The sequence below is a fragment of the Cupriavidus phytohabitans genome (genome assembly GCF_017815025.1).
Classification (GTDB): domain Bacteria; phylum Pseudomonadota; class Gammaproteobacteria; order Burkholderiales; family Burkholderiaceae; genus Cupriavidus.
In genome coordinates this window covers 46,195-59,514 of sequence record NZ_JAGIQB010000032.1, presented here as the reverse complement: position 1 = coordinate 59,514, position 13,320 = coordinate 46,195, and the positions used below count along the sequence as shown (strand labels likewise).

Sequence of the window (13,320 nt, the reverse complement as noted above, 5' to 3'; positions counted from 1 at the left end):
ATGTGACGCCGTATGCGCCACGTGCCGCCACCCTACCCAAACAGACGATGCCGCGCCGCCGCGCCGCCGCTACAAGTCAGCCATGGGCGGCGATCCCCGCAGCCCGTCATTCCCCATTTTTTCCACGGAGGAACCACGACCATGGCGGCAAACCCGCGGCAGCAGGCCGCAGTGATCACCGGCGCGGGCAGCGGCATCGGCCGCGCGCTGGCCCATGCATTGGCGGCGCAAGGGTATGCGCTGGCACTGGCAGACATCGACGCCGGCGCGCTGGAAGCGACGCGCGCGGCGCTTGCCAGCCAGGGCGCCATTGCGCTTGCGGTCCCGACCGACGTATCCGACCTGCGGCAGATGGAGCACCTGTGTGCGGAAACCTTCCTGCGCCTTGGCCGTGTCGACCTGCTGGTCAACAACGCCGGCGTGCTGGCGACCGGCCGCTGCTGGGAACTGGCGCCGGAGGTATTCGAGCGTGTGCTGCGCATCAACCTGTGGAGCGTGCTGCACGCGCTGCGCTGCTTCGTGCCGCGCATGGCGGCGCAGGGTTCGGGCCATATCGTCAACGTGGCATCGATGGCGGGCCTCGCGGTCGGCCCCTGGCTGGCGCCCTACACGCTGTCCAAGCAAGGCGTGGTAGCGCTCAGCGAGGGCCTGGCGCTGGAACTGCAGGCGGCCGGCCTGCCGATCCGGGTGTCGGTGGTCTGCCCGGGCCCGGTCGCCACCGGCATCGCCGCGGACCTCGACGGTGCCGGGCCGCAGGAGGTGAACCAGATGAACGGCGCGCTGCGCAGCGGCATTGCCGCCGGCATGACCCCGGACGAGGTCGCGCGCGTGATCCTCGATGGCGTGTCGGCCGGCCGCTTCTGGATCCTGCCGCACGAGCAGGCGGCGCACGCCGCGCTGGCGCGCGCGCAAGGGATTGCCGCCGGCAGCCAGCCTGCGTTCGTGCTGTGAACTCGCGCTCTGAACTCGCGCTCTGAACTCGCGCTCTGAACCCGCGCTCCGAACCTGAATCCTCAACGGCAACCGGGAGACACCATGCCGCTCGACCCCCAGGCCCGCGCCATGCTTGATGCCATGGCCGCCATGCCCAGCCCCGACTATTCCACGCTGCGCGCGGCCGACTACCGCGCCGCGCTGGCGGTCATGCCGGGATTCGCGCCCGGCGATGCCATCGCCGCGCAGCACGACCTGACCCTGGACGGTGCGGCCGGCCCGCTGCGGGCGCGCCTGTACCGGCCGGACGACAGCGCCGTGCTGCCGCTCGTCGTCTATTTCCATGGCGGTGGCTTCGTGCTGTGCGGCCTCGATTCGCACGACAACATCTGCCGCAGCCTGGCGCGCCGCAGCGGCGCGCTGGTGCTGTCGGTCGACTACCGGCTGGCGCCGGAAGCCCCCTTCCCTGCCGCCGCTGAAGATGCCGTCGCGGCCGTGCGATGGGCGGCCGCGCATGCTGCACAACTGGGCGCGGATCCGACACGGATCGCCGTGGCGGGCGACAGCGCCGGCGGCAACCTCGCCGCCGTGGCCTGCCAGCAGCTGCGCGGCAGCGGCATCGCCCTTTGCCACCAGTTGCTGCTTTACCCTTACCTGGACTGCACCGAGGCGGCGACCAGCAGCGCAAGCTACCGCGAATGCGCAACCGGCTACTTCCTCAGCGCGGCGGAACTGGACTGGTATCGCGCCCAGTACCTTGCCAATCCCGCCGATGCCGCCGACGTGCGTGCCAGCCCGCTGCATCAGCGCGACCTGCATGGCCTGCCGCCGGCCACCGTCATCACGGCCGATTTCGACCCGCTGCGCGACCAGGGAGAAGCCTACGGCGAGGCGCTGCAACGCGCGGGAAACAGCGCTACCGTGCGCCGCTGGCCCGGGCAGTTTCATGGCTTTGCCAGCATGCAGGGCGTGATCGATTCGGCCAGCGATGCACTGGATGCGGCGGCGGCGGCGCTGCGCCAGGCATTCAGCCGCAGCCGGCAGGAGGCAGCATGAACCCGACCCACCTCCTGCCGCCGATGGCCGACGTGCTCGCGGCGCTGGCCGCTGGCCAGCGCGTGGTGGTGATCGAAGACGAAACCGCCGAGGCCACCGGCTGCGTGCTGGTAGCCGCCGAACGCACCACCGAGGCCGATGTCAACTTCATGGCCGCCGAGGCGCGCGGCCTGGTCTGCCTGGCCATCACCGAGGCGCGCCGTGACCGGCTGCAGCTGCCGCCGATGGCCGCCAGCCAGCGCCAGCGCGAGCGCTATACGGTGTCGATCGAAGCCGCCACCGGGGTCAGCACCGGCATTTCCGCCGCGGACCGGGCGCTGACGCTGCGTGTGGCGGCGGCCGCGCGCGCGCAGCCTGCGGACCTGGTCCAGCCCGGGCACATCTTTCCGGTGGTCGCGCAGGCCGACGGCGTGCTGCGCCGCGCCGGCTTTGCCGAGGCTTGCTCCGACCTGCCGCGGCTGGCCGGACGGGTCGCCGCCGGCGCCTACGCGATGCTGCTCGATGACGACGGCGACCTGCTGCGCGGCCCCGGCCTGCTGGCCTTTGCGCAACGCCACGGGATACCGGCGGTTTCGATCAGCGGGCTGATCCACCACCGGCTGCTGACCGAAGGCACATTGCGCCGTACCCACTCGACCGGGCTGGACACACCGTTCGGGCGCTTCGCCGTGCACGCCTACCACGACGCCCCTGCCGACGCGCTCCACCTGGCACTGGTGCTGGGCGAGCCCGACCCGTGCAAGCCGGTGCTGACGCGCGTGCAGGCGGTGGAGATGCAGCGCGACGTGCTGGCGTTCGGCACGCCGGCCCAGTCCACCTCCCAGCCCGCCTGGAACCTGGAACGCTCCCTCGCCCGCATCGGCGCCGAAGGCTGCGGCGTGCTGGTGCTGCTGGACGAGCGCGAATCGCCGCAGCAGCGGCTGGCGCGGCTGGCCGCACCGCCTGCCGCCGCGCCGGCGCCGGCCTTCGCGCAGCGCGCGCTGGGGGTCGGGGCGCAGATCCTGCGCGATGTGGGCGCGCACAAGCTGCGCCTGCTCAGCCATCCGGTGCCTTACCGCGCGGTCACCGGATTCGACCTGGAGGTTACGGAGTTTGTCCCGCCGGGCTGAGGGGCGCGCCGAAGCAGTCGGCAAAGCTGCGCGTGAAGCGCTCCACCTCGGCGTCGGGCAGGTGGTTGATGCCGCCGGCCAGGCGCCGGCCGCCGCCGCTCTCGAAGGCGCGGCAGAAGTCGGCCGCGCCGGTCACGCTGTGCGGCGGCACCCGCACGCTGACCGCAAAGCCGCCGCCGGACCTGGGCGACAGCAGGCCGATCGCATCGCCGGGACGCCCGCGCGCCAGCTCGTTGGCCAGCACACCGATCGCGCGCCGTGCCCACGGTGCGTCGGGCAGCACCAGCAGCGCGGCGCCGGGAACTTCATGCACGGGCGACAGGCGGCGCGCCTGTGCCATGTCGTCCTCGTAGCCATCGCATAGCAGCGTGTAAGTGGCGCACTGCGCGGCGAAATCCAGCGGATCGGCGAACGGCAGCATGTGCTGCGCCAGTTCGCCGGGGTCGCAATGCAGGTCCGCCACGCACTCGCCATACGCGTTGTAGTTCAGGCAGGTGCCGAGCCGTTCCAGCACCGCCGTCTGGCATGCATCCAGGCCCAGCTGCGCGGCCATCGTGCGCGCCACGTCGCCGAGGTTGTCGCCAAAGGCGGCGGTGATGGCCCAGCGCCGGTGGCGCCCGTCGAGGTGGCGGTCGACCAGGATGCTGGTGCAGACCGCCGCGCCTTCGTCGATATGCGCGTGCAGACCGGCATGAGACGGCAGGTCGCCGGCGTGGTGGTGGTCGAAGTAGTCCACCCGCGCACCGGCGGCGAGCAGCCGCAGCAGCCCGCCGCGATTCTGTTCGAGCGAGATGTCCAGCGCCGTCACGGTATCGCCGGCGCAGGCGTCGATCCGCTCGAGCAGCCGGATATCGCGCTTGACGCCGGTGACCAGCGTCGCATCGCCCGGATGCGCAAGGCGCAGCTGCTGCAAGGCGCACAGGCCGTCGGCGTCGCCGTTGAAGGCAAAGTAGCGGGTCATGGCAGTTTGTCCGGGGTGATCAGGGCATGAAGTCGCCACCATTGGCATCCAGCGAGGCCCCGGTGATCGCACGGGCGTAGTCCGACACCAGGAACAGCGCCGCGCGCGCGCAGTCGTCGTCCGTCGGCATCCGGCCCAGCGCGATCTGCGCGGCCACCGGTGCGATGATAGCGTCCTCGCCGACCCCCTGCTCGGCCGCGGCGTGGCGCACATAGCTTTGCACCGGCGCGCCCCACATCCAGCCCATGAAGATGCTGTTGGCGCGGATGCCGTGCGGCCCCAGCTCGCGCGCCAGGTACTTGACCGCCACCGCCAGCGCGCCCTTGGACGCCGCATAGCCGGATTCGCCGGGCATCGGCTTGCGCGTGGCCTGGGTGTTGATCATCACGATGGCGCCGCCGCCCTGCGGCTTCATCAGTGCGGCCACCTCCTGCGTCAGCGTCATGGTGCCGAAGACGTTGGTGTCGAACACCTGGCGCCAGACGTCCAGGTCGGCCGCTTCCACCGGCTCGGGGAAATTGCCGTGCTGGAAGGCGCTGTTGACCAGCGCGTCGATGCGGCCGAAGCGGCGCACGGTCTCGCTGGCCAGATGGCGGGACTGGGCGCGGTCGGTGATGTCGGTCACCACCTTGAGGACCTCGCAATCGGCGCCCAGCTCATCGATGCGCGCCTGGGCTTCATCCAGTTTCGCGGCGGTACGGGCGGCAATGGCCACGGCGCGGGCACCTTCGCGCGCGGCTTCCACGGCGAGCTTGATGCCCAGCCCGGGTCCGATGCCGGACACGATGACGATCTTGTCTTTCAGCAGCATTTGGTTGTCTCCTCGATGTCTTTCGGGATTAGTTTCGGTTCAGGATGTGCCGCGCGCGATAGCCCGCGAAGTCGCGCTCGAGCTGTGCCTGGCTCAATCCGAACTGCTCGGGCGTATAGGCATGCGCAGCGCGCTGGTTGCGCGGATTGCTTTCCATCCATGCCCACATGCCGGCGCGCGCGGCCTCGGTCAGCGGCATGCCGGCGAAGCGATAGACCGCCTGCGCCACGCCGAAGGGATCGCGCACCGTGTCCTCGAAGCGCACGTCGAGGAAGCGCTCGGCGGGCATGGCGTCGCGCACGGCCATGGCGTGATCGGTGCCGCGCCGCATCTGTTCGCTCCATTGGCGGCCCACCGCGATCGGATCCGGCGCATCGGCGTACATCTTCCACAGCGTATGCGCCATGCTGGCCATCGACGGAATGGTCTGGACCGGGTCGCGGTGGGTCAGCACCACCTGCGCGCCCGGGAACACCCGGAACAGGACCTCCAGCGTATGCAGGTGCTGCGGGGTCTTCAGCACCCAGCGCTGCGCCGGCGCCGCCGGTGTCTCTGCGCGCTGGCGCTTCTGCCACTGCAGGAACTGCAGCATGGTCTTCAGGTACGCGTAGACCTCCGTGTGGTCCTGGCGCGCCAGCCAGCCGGTGTAGCCGGGCACGTTGGCGTAGGAATCCATTGCGCACAGGAATGAATGCTCCATCAGCATGAATTCCTCGTCGGCGGACATGGCGTCGAGCGGATGGATGGCGAGAATGTCCGGGATGAAGCGGATCATCTGCGCGACTTCGTCGCGCGCCAGCGCAATGCGCCGGCTGGCGTCGCGCGCGTCCTCCCCGGGCGGCGGCGCGGGATAGCGGGTTTCCCACCACGCCGCCGAGCAGAAGCGCGCGTCGGTGGCCAGCATGCGCTGCAGCAGCGTGGTGCCGGTGCGGGGCAGGCCGACGATGACCAGCGGGTCTTCCACGCGCTCCTGCAGGATCTCCGGATGGCGCCGGCAGTAGTCCTGAATCACCAGGCGGTTCACCAGTTGCGCCAGAAGCTTGCCTTCCAGCAGTTGCGCGCCTTGCGGCGACAGGCCGGCCTCGCGTGCGAGCGAATCGGACAGCACCTCCAGCGCCTCGCGGTAGTTGCCCGGACCAAAGTCGGCCAGGCCGCCGGCCTGCTCGCTCGCCCGCGCAAGCAAGTCCTTTACGTTGATGGCATTCATGCGTTGTTCTCCCTGAACTCTTCACTGAGCGATGCAAGCCTGACCACGCGTGTGCGCGGATGCGCCGGCTGCGCCGCGCCCACCCAGCGCCAGCACATGGTGCCGTTGCGATGGCCGGCGGTTTCCAGCCAGTTGGGCAGGCCCGCATCGCGCGCACTGAGGACGACGGTGACGCCGCCACGGGCATCGAGCCGGGCCCCGTGCTTGTTGATGCAGATGTCGTGGTAGCGGTAGTCGAGCGACTCCATCCAGTAGTTGTTGATCTGGAAGTTCCAGAACTCGCAGTCCGGCACCCGGTCGACCTCGACCACCAGTGCCTCGTCATCCGCGAGCCGCCAGCAGGAGTGGTAGTAGAAGATGTTGGGATCGCCGCCAGCCGCCTGGCAAACGGCCTGGTCAGCGGGCGGCAGGGCGTTGACATGGCCGCCGTAACCCCTGGCCCAGTCGGCAAAGATGCGCGCGGTGCTTTCGACAAAGCCGGCGGCGCGCAGCAGGCCGCCGTGCAGTCGCTCGGCGCTCAGCGCGGGCGGCTTGCCGTCGCCGTCAATGCGCTCGATATGCAGTTCGGCCGGGGTCTCCGCCTTGCGGTCGAGGAAGGTCTGGCGCACCACCAGCGCATTGGTGGCCGGTTCCATGCGCACCCAGTTGCCGTCACGTGGCTGTGCGCTGAGGATGATCTCGAAACTGCCGTCCAACGCCACCTCCAGCTTGTTGCTGTCGATAAAGCCCGTCTGGACCATGCGCCCGTCCGTTTCGTAGCCACCCTTCTGCGTGCCGAAGCTGAGGTACGCCACCGTGCCGCGCCGGCCGCGGATGCGGTACGCCGCATTGCCGTCCAGGCGCGCGTAGCGGTACAGGTTGTCCGGATTGTCCGCGCCGATCTTGGCGGTCTCGTGCGACGGCGAGAAGAAGCCGGGAAACGCCGGATCGGCGAATTCCACGTGCATCTCCAGCGCAATGCGCAGCAAGCGGCTCAGGTAGCGGAAGCCCTCGGCGCGCGTGAGCGCGTCGGTCGGCGCTTCCGGGCGCAGGATCTGCTGCCCGCTGCGCTTGAGCACTTCGCAAAACTCGGCCCAGGTGTGGCCGCTCAGCAATTGGTCTTCGGCGGAGGTCGCCATCTGCCTGCTCCCGTGGTTCGTCGGCGAAGCAACGATACCCAGTGCAGGGCAAGCGCTTCCTCGTCCGGGCGGACTAGGAATTGCATGCCGCCGCCCGCGATTTCTTAGTCCGCCCGGACGAAGTGGCGCGGGGCCCCGGCTCGCTACCTTGTGGCCATGCCAGATCCCTGCCAGGGGCCGGCACAACCAAGAGGACCAAGAGGACCAAAAGGAGAAAGCGATGTTGACCCACCTGGAGCAACTGGAGGCGGAGAGCATCCACATCATGCGGGAGGTGGTGGCGGAATGCGAAAACCCCGTCATGCTCTATTCCATCGGCAAGGACAGCGCCGTGATGCTGCACCTTGCGATGAAGGCCTTCCATCCCGCGCGGCCGCCGTTCCCGCTGCTGCATGTCGATACCACGTGGAAGTTCCGCGAGATGATCGCGTTCCGCGACCAGACCGCGGACCGGCTCGGCCTGGACCTGCGCGTGCATATCAACCCCGAAGGGCTGGAACGCAATATCAGCCCGCACGAGCACGGCTCGGCCGTCCACACCGACGTATGGAAAACGCAGGGCCTGAAGCAGGCGCTGGACCACTACGGCTTTGACGCTGCCTTCGGGGGCGCGCGCCGCGATGAAGAGAAGTCCCGCGCCAAGGAGCGGGTGTTCTCGGTACGCACCGCCCAGCACCGCTGGGACCCGAAGATGCAGCGCCCCGAACTCTGGCGCCAGTACAACACCCGCAAGCGCAAGGGCGAAAGCCTGCGCGTGTTCCCGCTGTCGAACTGGACCGAGCTCGACATCTGGCAATACATCTACCTCAACGACATCCCCATCGTGCCGCTCTACTTTGCCAGGGAGCGCCCCGTGGTCGAGCGCGACGGCACGCTGATCATGGTCGACGACGAGCGCCTGCCGCTGCGCCCCGGAGAAGCGCCGCGGATGCGCAAGGTCCGCTTCCGCACGCTGGGCTGCTACCCGCTGACCGGCGCGATCGAGAGCGAAGCCGACACGCTCGGCGGCATCATCCAGGAAATGCTGCTGGCGACCACGTCGGAGCGCCAGGGACGGCTGATTGACAGCGATTCGGCCGGTTCGATGGAGAAGAAAAAGCAGGAGGGATACTTCTGATGGAAACCCTGATCGACAACGCGCCGCCGATGGCGCAACCCGAGGGCACGCAGGGCGATATCGCCCACTACCTGCACGCCCAGCAAAGCAAGAGCCTGCTGCGCTTCATCACCTGCGGCAGCGTCGATGACGGCAAGAGCACGCTGATCGGCCGCCTGCTGTATGAGTCGAAGATGCTGTTCGAGGACCAGCTGGCGCAGCTCGAAGCCGACTCGAAGAAGATGGGCACGCAGGGCGAGGACCTCGACTTCGCGCTGCTGGTGGACGGCCTGGCCGCCGAGCGCGAACAAGGCATTACCATCGACGTGGCCTACCGCTTCTTTGCCACCGACAAGCGCAAGTTCATCGTCGCCGACACGCCGGGGCACGAGCAATACACCCGCAACATGGTCACCGGCGCGTCCACCGCCGAGCTGGCCATCCTGCTGGTGGATGCGCGCCGCGGCGTGCAGACGCAGACACGCCGGCACAGCTACCTGGTGTCCACGCTGGGCATCCGGCGCGTGGTGCTCGCGGTCAACAAGCTCGACATGGTGGACTACTCGCGCGAGGTGTATACGCGCATTGAAACCGAGTATCGCGAATTCGCCACCCAGATCGGGCTGACCGATATCACCTGCATCCCGATGTCCGCGCTGCGCGGGGACAACATCACCGCGCCCAGCGCCAACACGCCGTGGTACCAGGGCCCGACGCTGATGCAATACCTGGAGACCGTGCCGATCGACATGGCCCCCGTGCAGGACGAATCGTTCCGGCTGCCGGTGCAGTGGGTCAACCGGCCCAACCTGGATTTCCGCGGCTTCGCCGGCACCGTCAGCGCCGGCGAGATCAGCCGCGGCGACCGGGTGCGCGCGCTGCCTTCTGGCCGCGAGAGCCGCGTGAGCGCCATCGTCGGCGCCAATGGCGAATGCGAGCATGCGGTACGCGGCCAGGCGGTGACGCTGACGCTCGCCGACGAGATCGACGTGAGCCGCGGCGACGTGCTGGCGTGCGCGGAAGACCCGCCCGCGGTGGCAGACCAGTTCGAAGCCACGCTGGTGTGGATGAGCGAGGATGCGATGCTGCCGGGACGCCCCTACCTGCTCAAGCTCGGCACGCGCACCGTGGGCGTGACTGTCGCGCAGCCCAAGTACAAGGTCAACGTCAATACGCTCGAGCACCTGGCGGCACGCACGCTGGAACTCAACGAGATCGGCGTGTGCAACCTGCACCTGGACCGGCAGGTGGCCTTCGACCCCTATGCGCGCAGCCGCGAGCTGGGCGGCTTCATCGTCATCGACCGCCTGACCAACAACACCGTCGGCGCGGGCATGCTGCACTTTGCGCTGCGCCGGGCGCAGAATGTCCACTGGCAGGCCATCGACGTAGACCGCCGCGCCCACGCCGCGCTTAAGCACCAGTCGCCGCGCATCGTCTGGTTCACCGGGCTGTCCGGGGCGGGCAAGTCCACCATCGCCAATCTGGTGGAGAAGCGCCTGCATGCGCTGGGCCACCACACCTGCCTGCTCGACGGCGACAACGTGCGCCATGGGCTGAACAAGGACCTGGGCTTCTCGGAGGCCGACCGCGTCGAGAACATCCGGCGCGTGGCGGAAGTGGCGAGGCTGATGCTCGATGCTGGGCTGATCGTGCTGGTGTCGTTTATCTCGCCCTTCCGCTCCGAGCGCGAGATGGCGCGCACGCTGGCGGGCGACGGCGAATTCGTCGAGGTCTTCATCGATACGCCGCTGGCCGTGGCCGAGGAGCGCGATCCCAAGGGCCTGTACCGCAAGGCGCGGCGCGGCGAGCTGAAGAACTTCACCGGCATCGATTCGCCGTATGAAGCGCCCGAGCGGCCCGAACTTCGCATCGACACGACCGCCAACACGGCGGAGCAGGCGGCGGAGCGGATCGTGGCGTGGCTGCGGGATAAGCCTTAGGCTGAACGGACGATGAGGCGGTGGTGGGGGGTGGGTACGATGCACGCAGGAGCGAACGGCCGATATGCGAGGGCATTGACGCTTGCCGCCATCCGCCGCATACACACCCCTCTCCCGCGTAGTGGGAGAGGGGCGCAAACCATCGGACTGCCGCCATGCCCTCAGGCCCCTTGCCGGCCGCCGAACTCAGCGCCCTCCTCGCCCAGCTCTACCAGGGCCCCACCGAAGCCGTGCCCTGGGCCGGCTTCCTCGAAACCGTGCGCCAGCGCCTCGACGCCGTCTTCGTCACGCTGGTGCTGCGCCACCCCGCCACCGATCGCCCCGGCCTGATCGTCAACGCCTCCGCCTACGGCCCGCACCTGCCGGGCGAGCCCTCGTACAGCGAGCGGTACTACGCGCTGTGTCCTTTTCTCGACCTGCATCCAGACCGCCTGTTCAGCGCGGACGAGCTGTTCGGCGAAGCGGGATGGCTGGCACATCCGTTCTATGCGCAGTACCTGGCGCCGCTCAAGCTGCGCTATATCCTCGCCGCCAACCTTGTCACGCCCGACGGCGTGGAATGCGCGCTGTTCATCAGCCGTGGCGAGGCAAGCGATGATTTCGGCGCCACCGAGAAGGCCGTGCTGCAAGGCCTGCTTCCGCACCTGAAGCGCGCGGTCGACCTGCATGCCGCGTTCGACCTGCTGCAATCCGAGCGCGCCCTGTACGCGGAAGCCGTGGATCGCCTGCTGGTCGGCGCCATCATTCTCGACGAGCACGGCAAGGCCATCCGCAGCAACGACGTCGCCAGGCGACTGCTGCAGGCGCGCGACGGCCTCTACCTGGCGGACGGCACGCTGCACGCACACTGCCCGGTCGAAAGCCGCCGCTTCCGCAAGATCCTCGAAGACACCGCGCAGGCCCACGCACTGGCCACATCGCGCAGCGAAGTCACGCTGCTAAGCCGCCCCGCGGCTGCCACGCCGCTGAGCGTGCTGGTGCGGCCGATCCCGCTCAGCTATCGCACCGAAGACAAGGCCCGCCGCCCCGCGGTCGCGGTATTCATCCGCGATCCGGCCGGGTCGCCGCGGAATACGCATGCCAGCCTGCGCAAGCTGTTCCACCTGACGCCGACAGAGATCGAGCTCGCCTTGCTGATGGTCGATGGCCTGACGCTGGATGAGGCGGCCGTCAGGCTGGGCGTGAAGAAGAACACCGTACGCGCGCATTTGCGCGGGATCTTTGCCAAGACCGGGGCGACACGGCAGGCGGTGCTGGTGAAGATGTTGTTGTCGAGCGTGATGGGGATGGGGTGAATCGATCCCTCTGCATCCGTCGGCGCGGGACTTCGTGGGAGCGCCGGCCCTCTTCCCCGGCGCGGGTATGTGGGGTTTTTTGTTTTTGGTGTTCTGCTGTTGTCGCGGCTGGTGGCATGCTGTCGGCCTTTGAACCGCCTGGTTCCGCCCTCCTGGGCGGGTCACTTTTTGCCGAGCGGCAAAAAGTAACCAAAAAGCGCGTCGCCTGAGCGGCTGGCTATCAATTTATCGGCGTGGGTGGTTCGGGCGGTGGTGATTTCCGTTCGATGTGGCTAGTGCTTCGAACCTGCTACGCCAGGTGAGTTTGGGATAGTGGCTGCGTCGACCCACTATTGAACGATCCCCATGCCGGGCGTAGGCCGCCTGCTGCTGGCGTCAACGCGAGGACGCCTTCGGCTGCGCTGCGCGCGCTCAGTATCGTAGGTCGGGGGCACGGGCACGGAGAGCGTCGATGCGCTCGCACAGCGCCGTCGCAAATGACGCCGGGCCCGAAGCCGGGGCGACGACGTGGGCGGCAGCCTTGCCCTTAGGGCCGGCGCGCAGCGCAGCCGAAGGCGTCCCTACGTTGCCGCCAGCAGCAGGGGCCACCTACAGCTCTGGGCTCGTTCAAACACCGCATCAAACCTAAGCCACCGTGGCGCACCACGGCGTCAAGCGGTCCTATGCTGCGACGAAGCTCAGCCCCGTACGAAAAACGTCGCCCACTACGATAAAAGTGGCCGCCCGCAGGGCCGTAAACGCGCTTTTGGTTACTTTTGCCACTCGGGCAAAAGTGACTCGCCCCTTTAGGGGCGAAACCAGGGGATATCAAATAGCTACCAGATGCCCAGCCGCAAGCCCCCAACCCAACCATCAAACAAATAAGCAAAAAAATGCCGGACCATCACCCCCAGCCCGGCACCAAGCTCACAGCAGTTGGAGACTCGCGGAGCATACCGACAATATCCCGCAGCCACGCGCAAACATCTTCGTCCACCCGGACTCGTCCATTCAGAGTATGCGCACCCCACATCCCAGCCCTAGTGTTGTACTCCCGATCCAAGAATGAAAGGAGACAACGAAATGGCCAAGCCCGCAAACCTCGTCACCTCGATCACCGTGGAAATCGAAGCCCCCGCTTCCCTGGTATGGGAAGTCCTGACCGACTTCCCCCGCTACGCCGAATGGAACACCTTCTGCCCCGGCCTGGAAACAACAGCGAAGCTGGGCGACATGGTCCACATGCAGGTCCGCATCCCTGGCACGGACCAGATCATCCCGGTCAACGAGACCCTGGTGGCGTGGGAACCGGAGCGCCTGCTGTCGTGGGAGCAACGCCCCACGGACGCAAACAAGGATGCCGCCCGCCGCGACCAGTACATCGAAGCGATCGCCCCCGGCCGCACCCGCTACTTCACCACTGACCTGTTCCTGGGCCTGAACGCCGAAACCATCATGCGCGAACACGGCGCCTGGGTAAAACAGGGCTTCGACCAGGTGGCAAGGGATGTCAAGGCACGCGCAGAAGCGCTGCACGCGCAGCGCCAGTGCTGACCAGCAGCGTGGAAGACCATCCCGCCGCCATCATTGCGGCGGGCGTTGGCTGAGTACCACCATGGCCGCAACGCCCCTGCTACGCACACAGGCTGCGTCGCACCCATCCGGACCCGTGCCGGCAGCACGGACATCATCGTGACCACCGTACGCCACGGCAACCCCATTGCCGCCGGCGAGCACCCAGGCCACGCCAAAGCCAGCCCCAACCGCGGCCAGCCCGGCCACCCAACGAAATCCGAGCCGCTTCATCGCTGT

General features: G+C 68.2%; 11 protein-coding genes. 7 read left to right on the top strand and 4 right to left on the bottom strand.

All coding sequences use genetic code 11. The features are described from left to right. The first annotated feature begins 141 nt into the window (after positions 1 to 141). From J8I34_RS21480 to J8I34_RS21470, 3 genes are all read left to right on the top strand, one after another. Entirely contained in the window at positions 142 to 951 is an 810-nt protein-coding gene (locus J8I34_RS21480; protein WP_209806939.1) for an SDR family NAD(P)-dependent oxidoreductase, read from the top strand. 84 nt (positions 952 to 1,035) lie between these two features. Then, entirely contained in the window at positions 1,036 to 1,989 is a 954-nt protein-coding gene (gene lipP1, locus J8I34_RS21475; protein WP_209806938.1) for a LipP1 family hormone-sensitive lipase, read from the top strand. Further along, entirely contained in the window at positions 1,986 to 3,098 is a 1,113-nt protein-coding gene (locus tag J8I34_RS21470) for a 3,4-dihydroxy-2-butanone-4-phosphate synthase (protein ID WP_209806937.1), read from the top strand. The genes lipP1 and J8I34_RS21470 overlap by 4 nt, the downstream gene beginning before the upstream one ends. Here the strand turns inward: J8I34_RS21470 and J8I34_RS21465 are convergent. Genes J8I34_RS21465 through J8I34_RS21450 form a run of 4 tightly spaced genes read right to left on the bottom strand, consistent with a single transcriptional unit; the run spans position 3,073 to position 7,195 of the window. Then, positions 3,073 to 4,059 carry an acetyltransferase gene (locus tag J8I34_RS21465; RefSeq protein ID WP_209806936.1) on the bottom strand — a complete coding sequence of 329 codons (987 nt, stop codon included), beginning with the start codon at positions 4,057 to 4,059 and terminating at the stop codon, positions 3,073 to 3,075. The two genes, J8I34_RS21470 and J8I34_RS21465, sit on opposite strands and share 26 nt — an antisense overlap. Positions 4,060 to 4,078: 19 nt before the next feature. After that, complete coding sequence (locus tag J8I34_RS21460) at positions 4,079 to 4,870, bottom strand: SDR family oxidoreductase (protein WP_209806935.1); 792 nt, start codon at positions 4,868 to 4,870, stop codon at positions 4,079 to 4,081. A 28-nt stretch (positions 4,871 to 4,898) separates the two neighbouring features. Next, positions 4,899 to 6,077, bottom strand: coding sequence for a sulfotransferase family protein (locus J8I34_RS21455; protein ID WP_209775387.1), 1,179 nt, complete (start codon positions 6,075 to 6,077; stop codon positions 4,899 to 4,901). Beyond that, positions 6,074 to 7,195, bottom strand: coding sequence for a YyaL domain-containing protein (locus tag J8I34_RS21450; RefSeq protein ID WP_209775388.1), 1,122 nt, complete (start codon positions 7,193 to 7,195; stop codon positions 6,074 to 6,076). Before J8I34_RS21450 ends, J8I34_RS21455 begins: the two co-directional genes overlap by 4 nt. Positions 7,196 to 7,358: 163 nt before the next feature. Between J8I34_RS21450 and cysD the strand changes: the two genes are divergently transcribed. The 4 genes from cysD to J8I34_RS21430 all read left to right on the top strand — a co-directional run bounded on the left by cysD (position 7,359) and on the right by J8I34_RS21430 (position 13,062). After that, positions 7,359 to 8,312: a sulfate adenylyltransferase subunit CysD gene (gene cysD, locus J8I34_RS21445; RefSeq protein ID WP_348635776.1), complete on the top strand. Its 954-nt coding sequence runs from the start codon at positions 7,359 to 7,361 to the stop codon at positions 8,310 to 8,312. Continuing rightward, the gene (gene cysN, locus J8I34_RS21440) at positions 8,312 to 10,234 is read left to right on the top strand and encodes a sulfate adenylyltransferase subunit CysN (protein WP_209775390.1); all 1,923 of its coding nucleotides are present in this window, start codon (positions 8,312 to 8,314) and stop codon (positions 10,232 to 10,234) included. The genes cysD and cysN overlap by 1 nt, the downstream gene beginning before the upstream one ends. 155 nt (positions 10,235 to 10,389) lie before the next feature. Then, entirely contained in the window at positions 10,390 to 11,529 is a 1,140-nt protein-coding gene (locus J8I34_RS21435) for a helix-turn-helix transcriptional regulator (RefSeq protein WP_209806934.1), read from the top strand. Between the two features lie 1,062 nt (positions 11,530 to 12,591). Beyond that, positions 12,592 to 13,062 (top strand): SRPBCC domain-containing protein, encoded by a 471-nt coding sequence (locus J8I34_RS21430; RefSeq protein ID WP_209806933.1) that lies wholly within the window; start codon positions 12,592 to 12,594, stop codon positions 13,060 to 13,062. Positions 13,063 to 13,320 lie beyond the last annotated feature (258 nt).

Excerpts from the sequence above, each read along its gene's own strand:
- J8I34_RS21480 (WP_209806939.1), top strand. The coding sequence starts at position 142 with ATGGCGGCAAACCCGCGGCAGCAGGCCGCAGTGATCACCGGCGCGGGC.
- lipP1 (WP_209806938.1), top strand. The coding sequence starts at position 1,036 with ATGCCGCTCGACCCCCAGGCCCGCGCCATGCTTGATGCCATGGCCGCC.
- J8I34_RS21470 (WP_209806937.1), top strand. The coding sequence starts at position 1,986 with ATGAACCCGACCCACCTCCTGCCGCCGATGGCCGACGTGCTCGCGGCG.
- J8I34_RS21465 (WP_209806936.1), bottom strand. The coding sequence starts at position 4,059 with ATGACCCGCTACTTTGCCTTCAACGGCGACGCCGACGGCCTGTGCGCC.
- J8I34_RS21460 (WP_209806935.1), bottom strand. The coding sequence starts at position 4,870 with ATGCTGCTGAAAGACAAGATCGTCATCGTGTCCGGCATCGGACCCGGG.
- J8I34_RS21455 (WP_209775387.1), bottom strand. The coding sequence starts at position 6,077 with ATGAATGCCATCAACGTAAAGGACTTGCTTGCGCGGGCGAGCGAGCAG.
- J8I34_RS21450 (WP_209775388.1), bottom strand. The coding sequence starts at position 7,195 with ATGGCGACCTCCGCCGAAGACCAATTGCTGAGCGGCCACACCTGGGCC.
- cysN (WP_209775390.1), top strand. The coding sequence starts at position 8,312 with ATGGAAACCCTGATCGACAACGCGCCGCCGATGGCGCAACCCGAGGGC.
- J8I34_RS21435 (WP_209806934.1), top strand. The coding sequence starts at position 10,390 with ATGCCCTCAGGCCCCTTGCCGGCCGCCGAACTCAGCGCCCTCCTCGCC.
- J8I34_RS21430 (WP_209806933.1), top strand. The coding sequence starts at position 12,592 with ATGGCCAAGCCCGCAAACCTCGTCACCTCGATCACCGTGGAAATCGAA.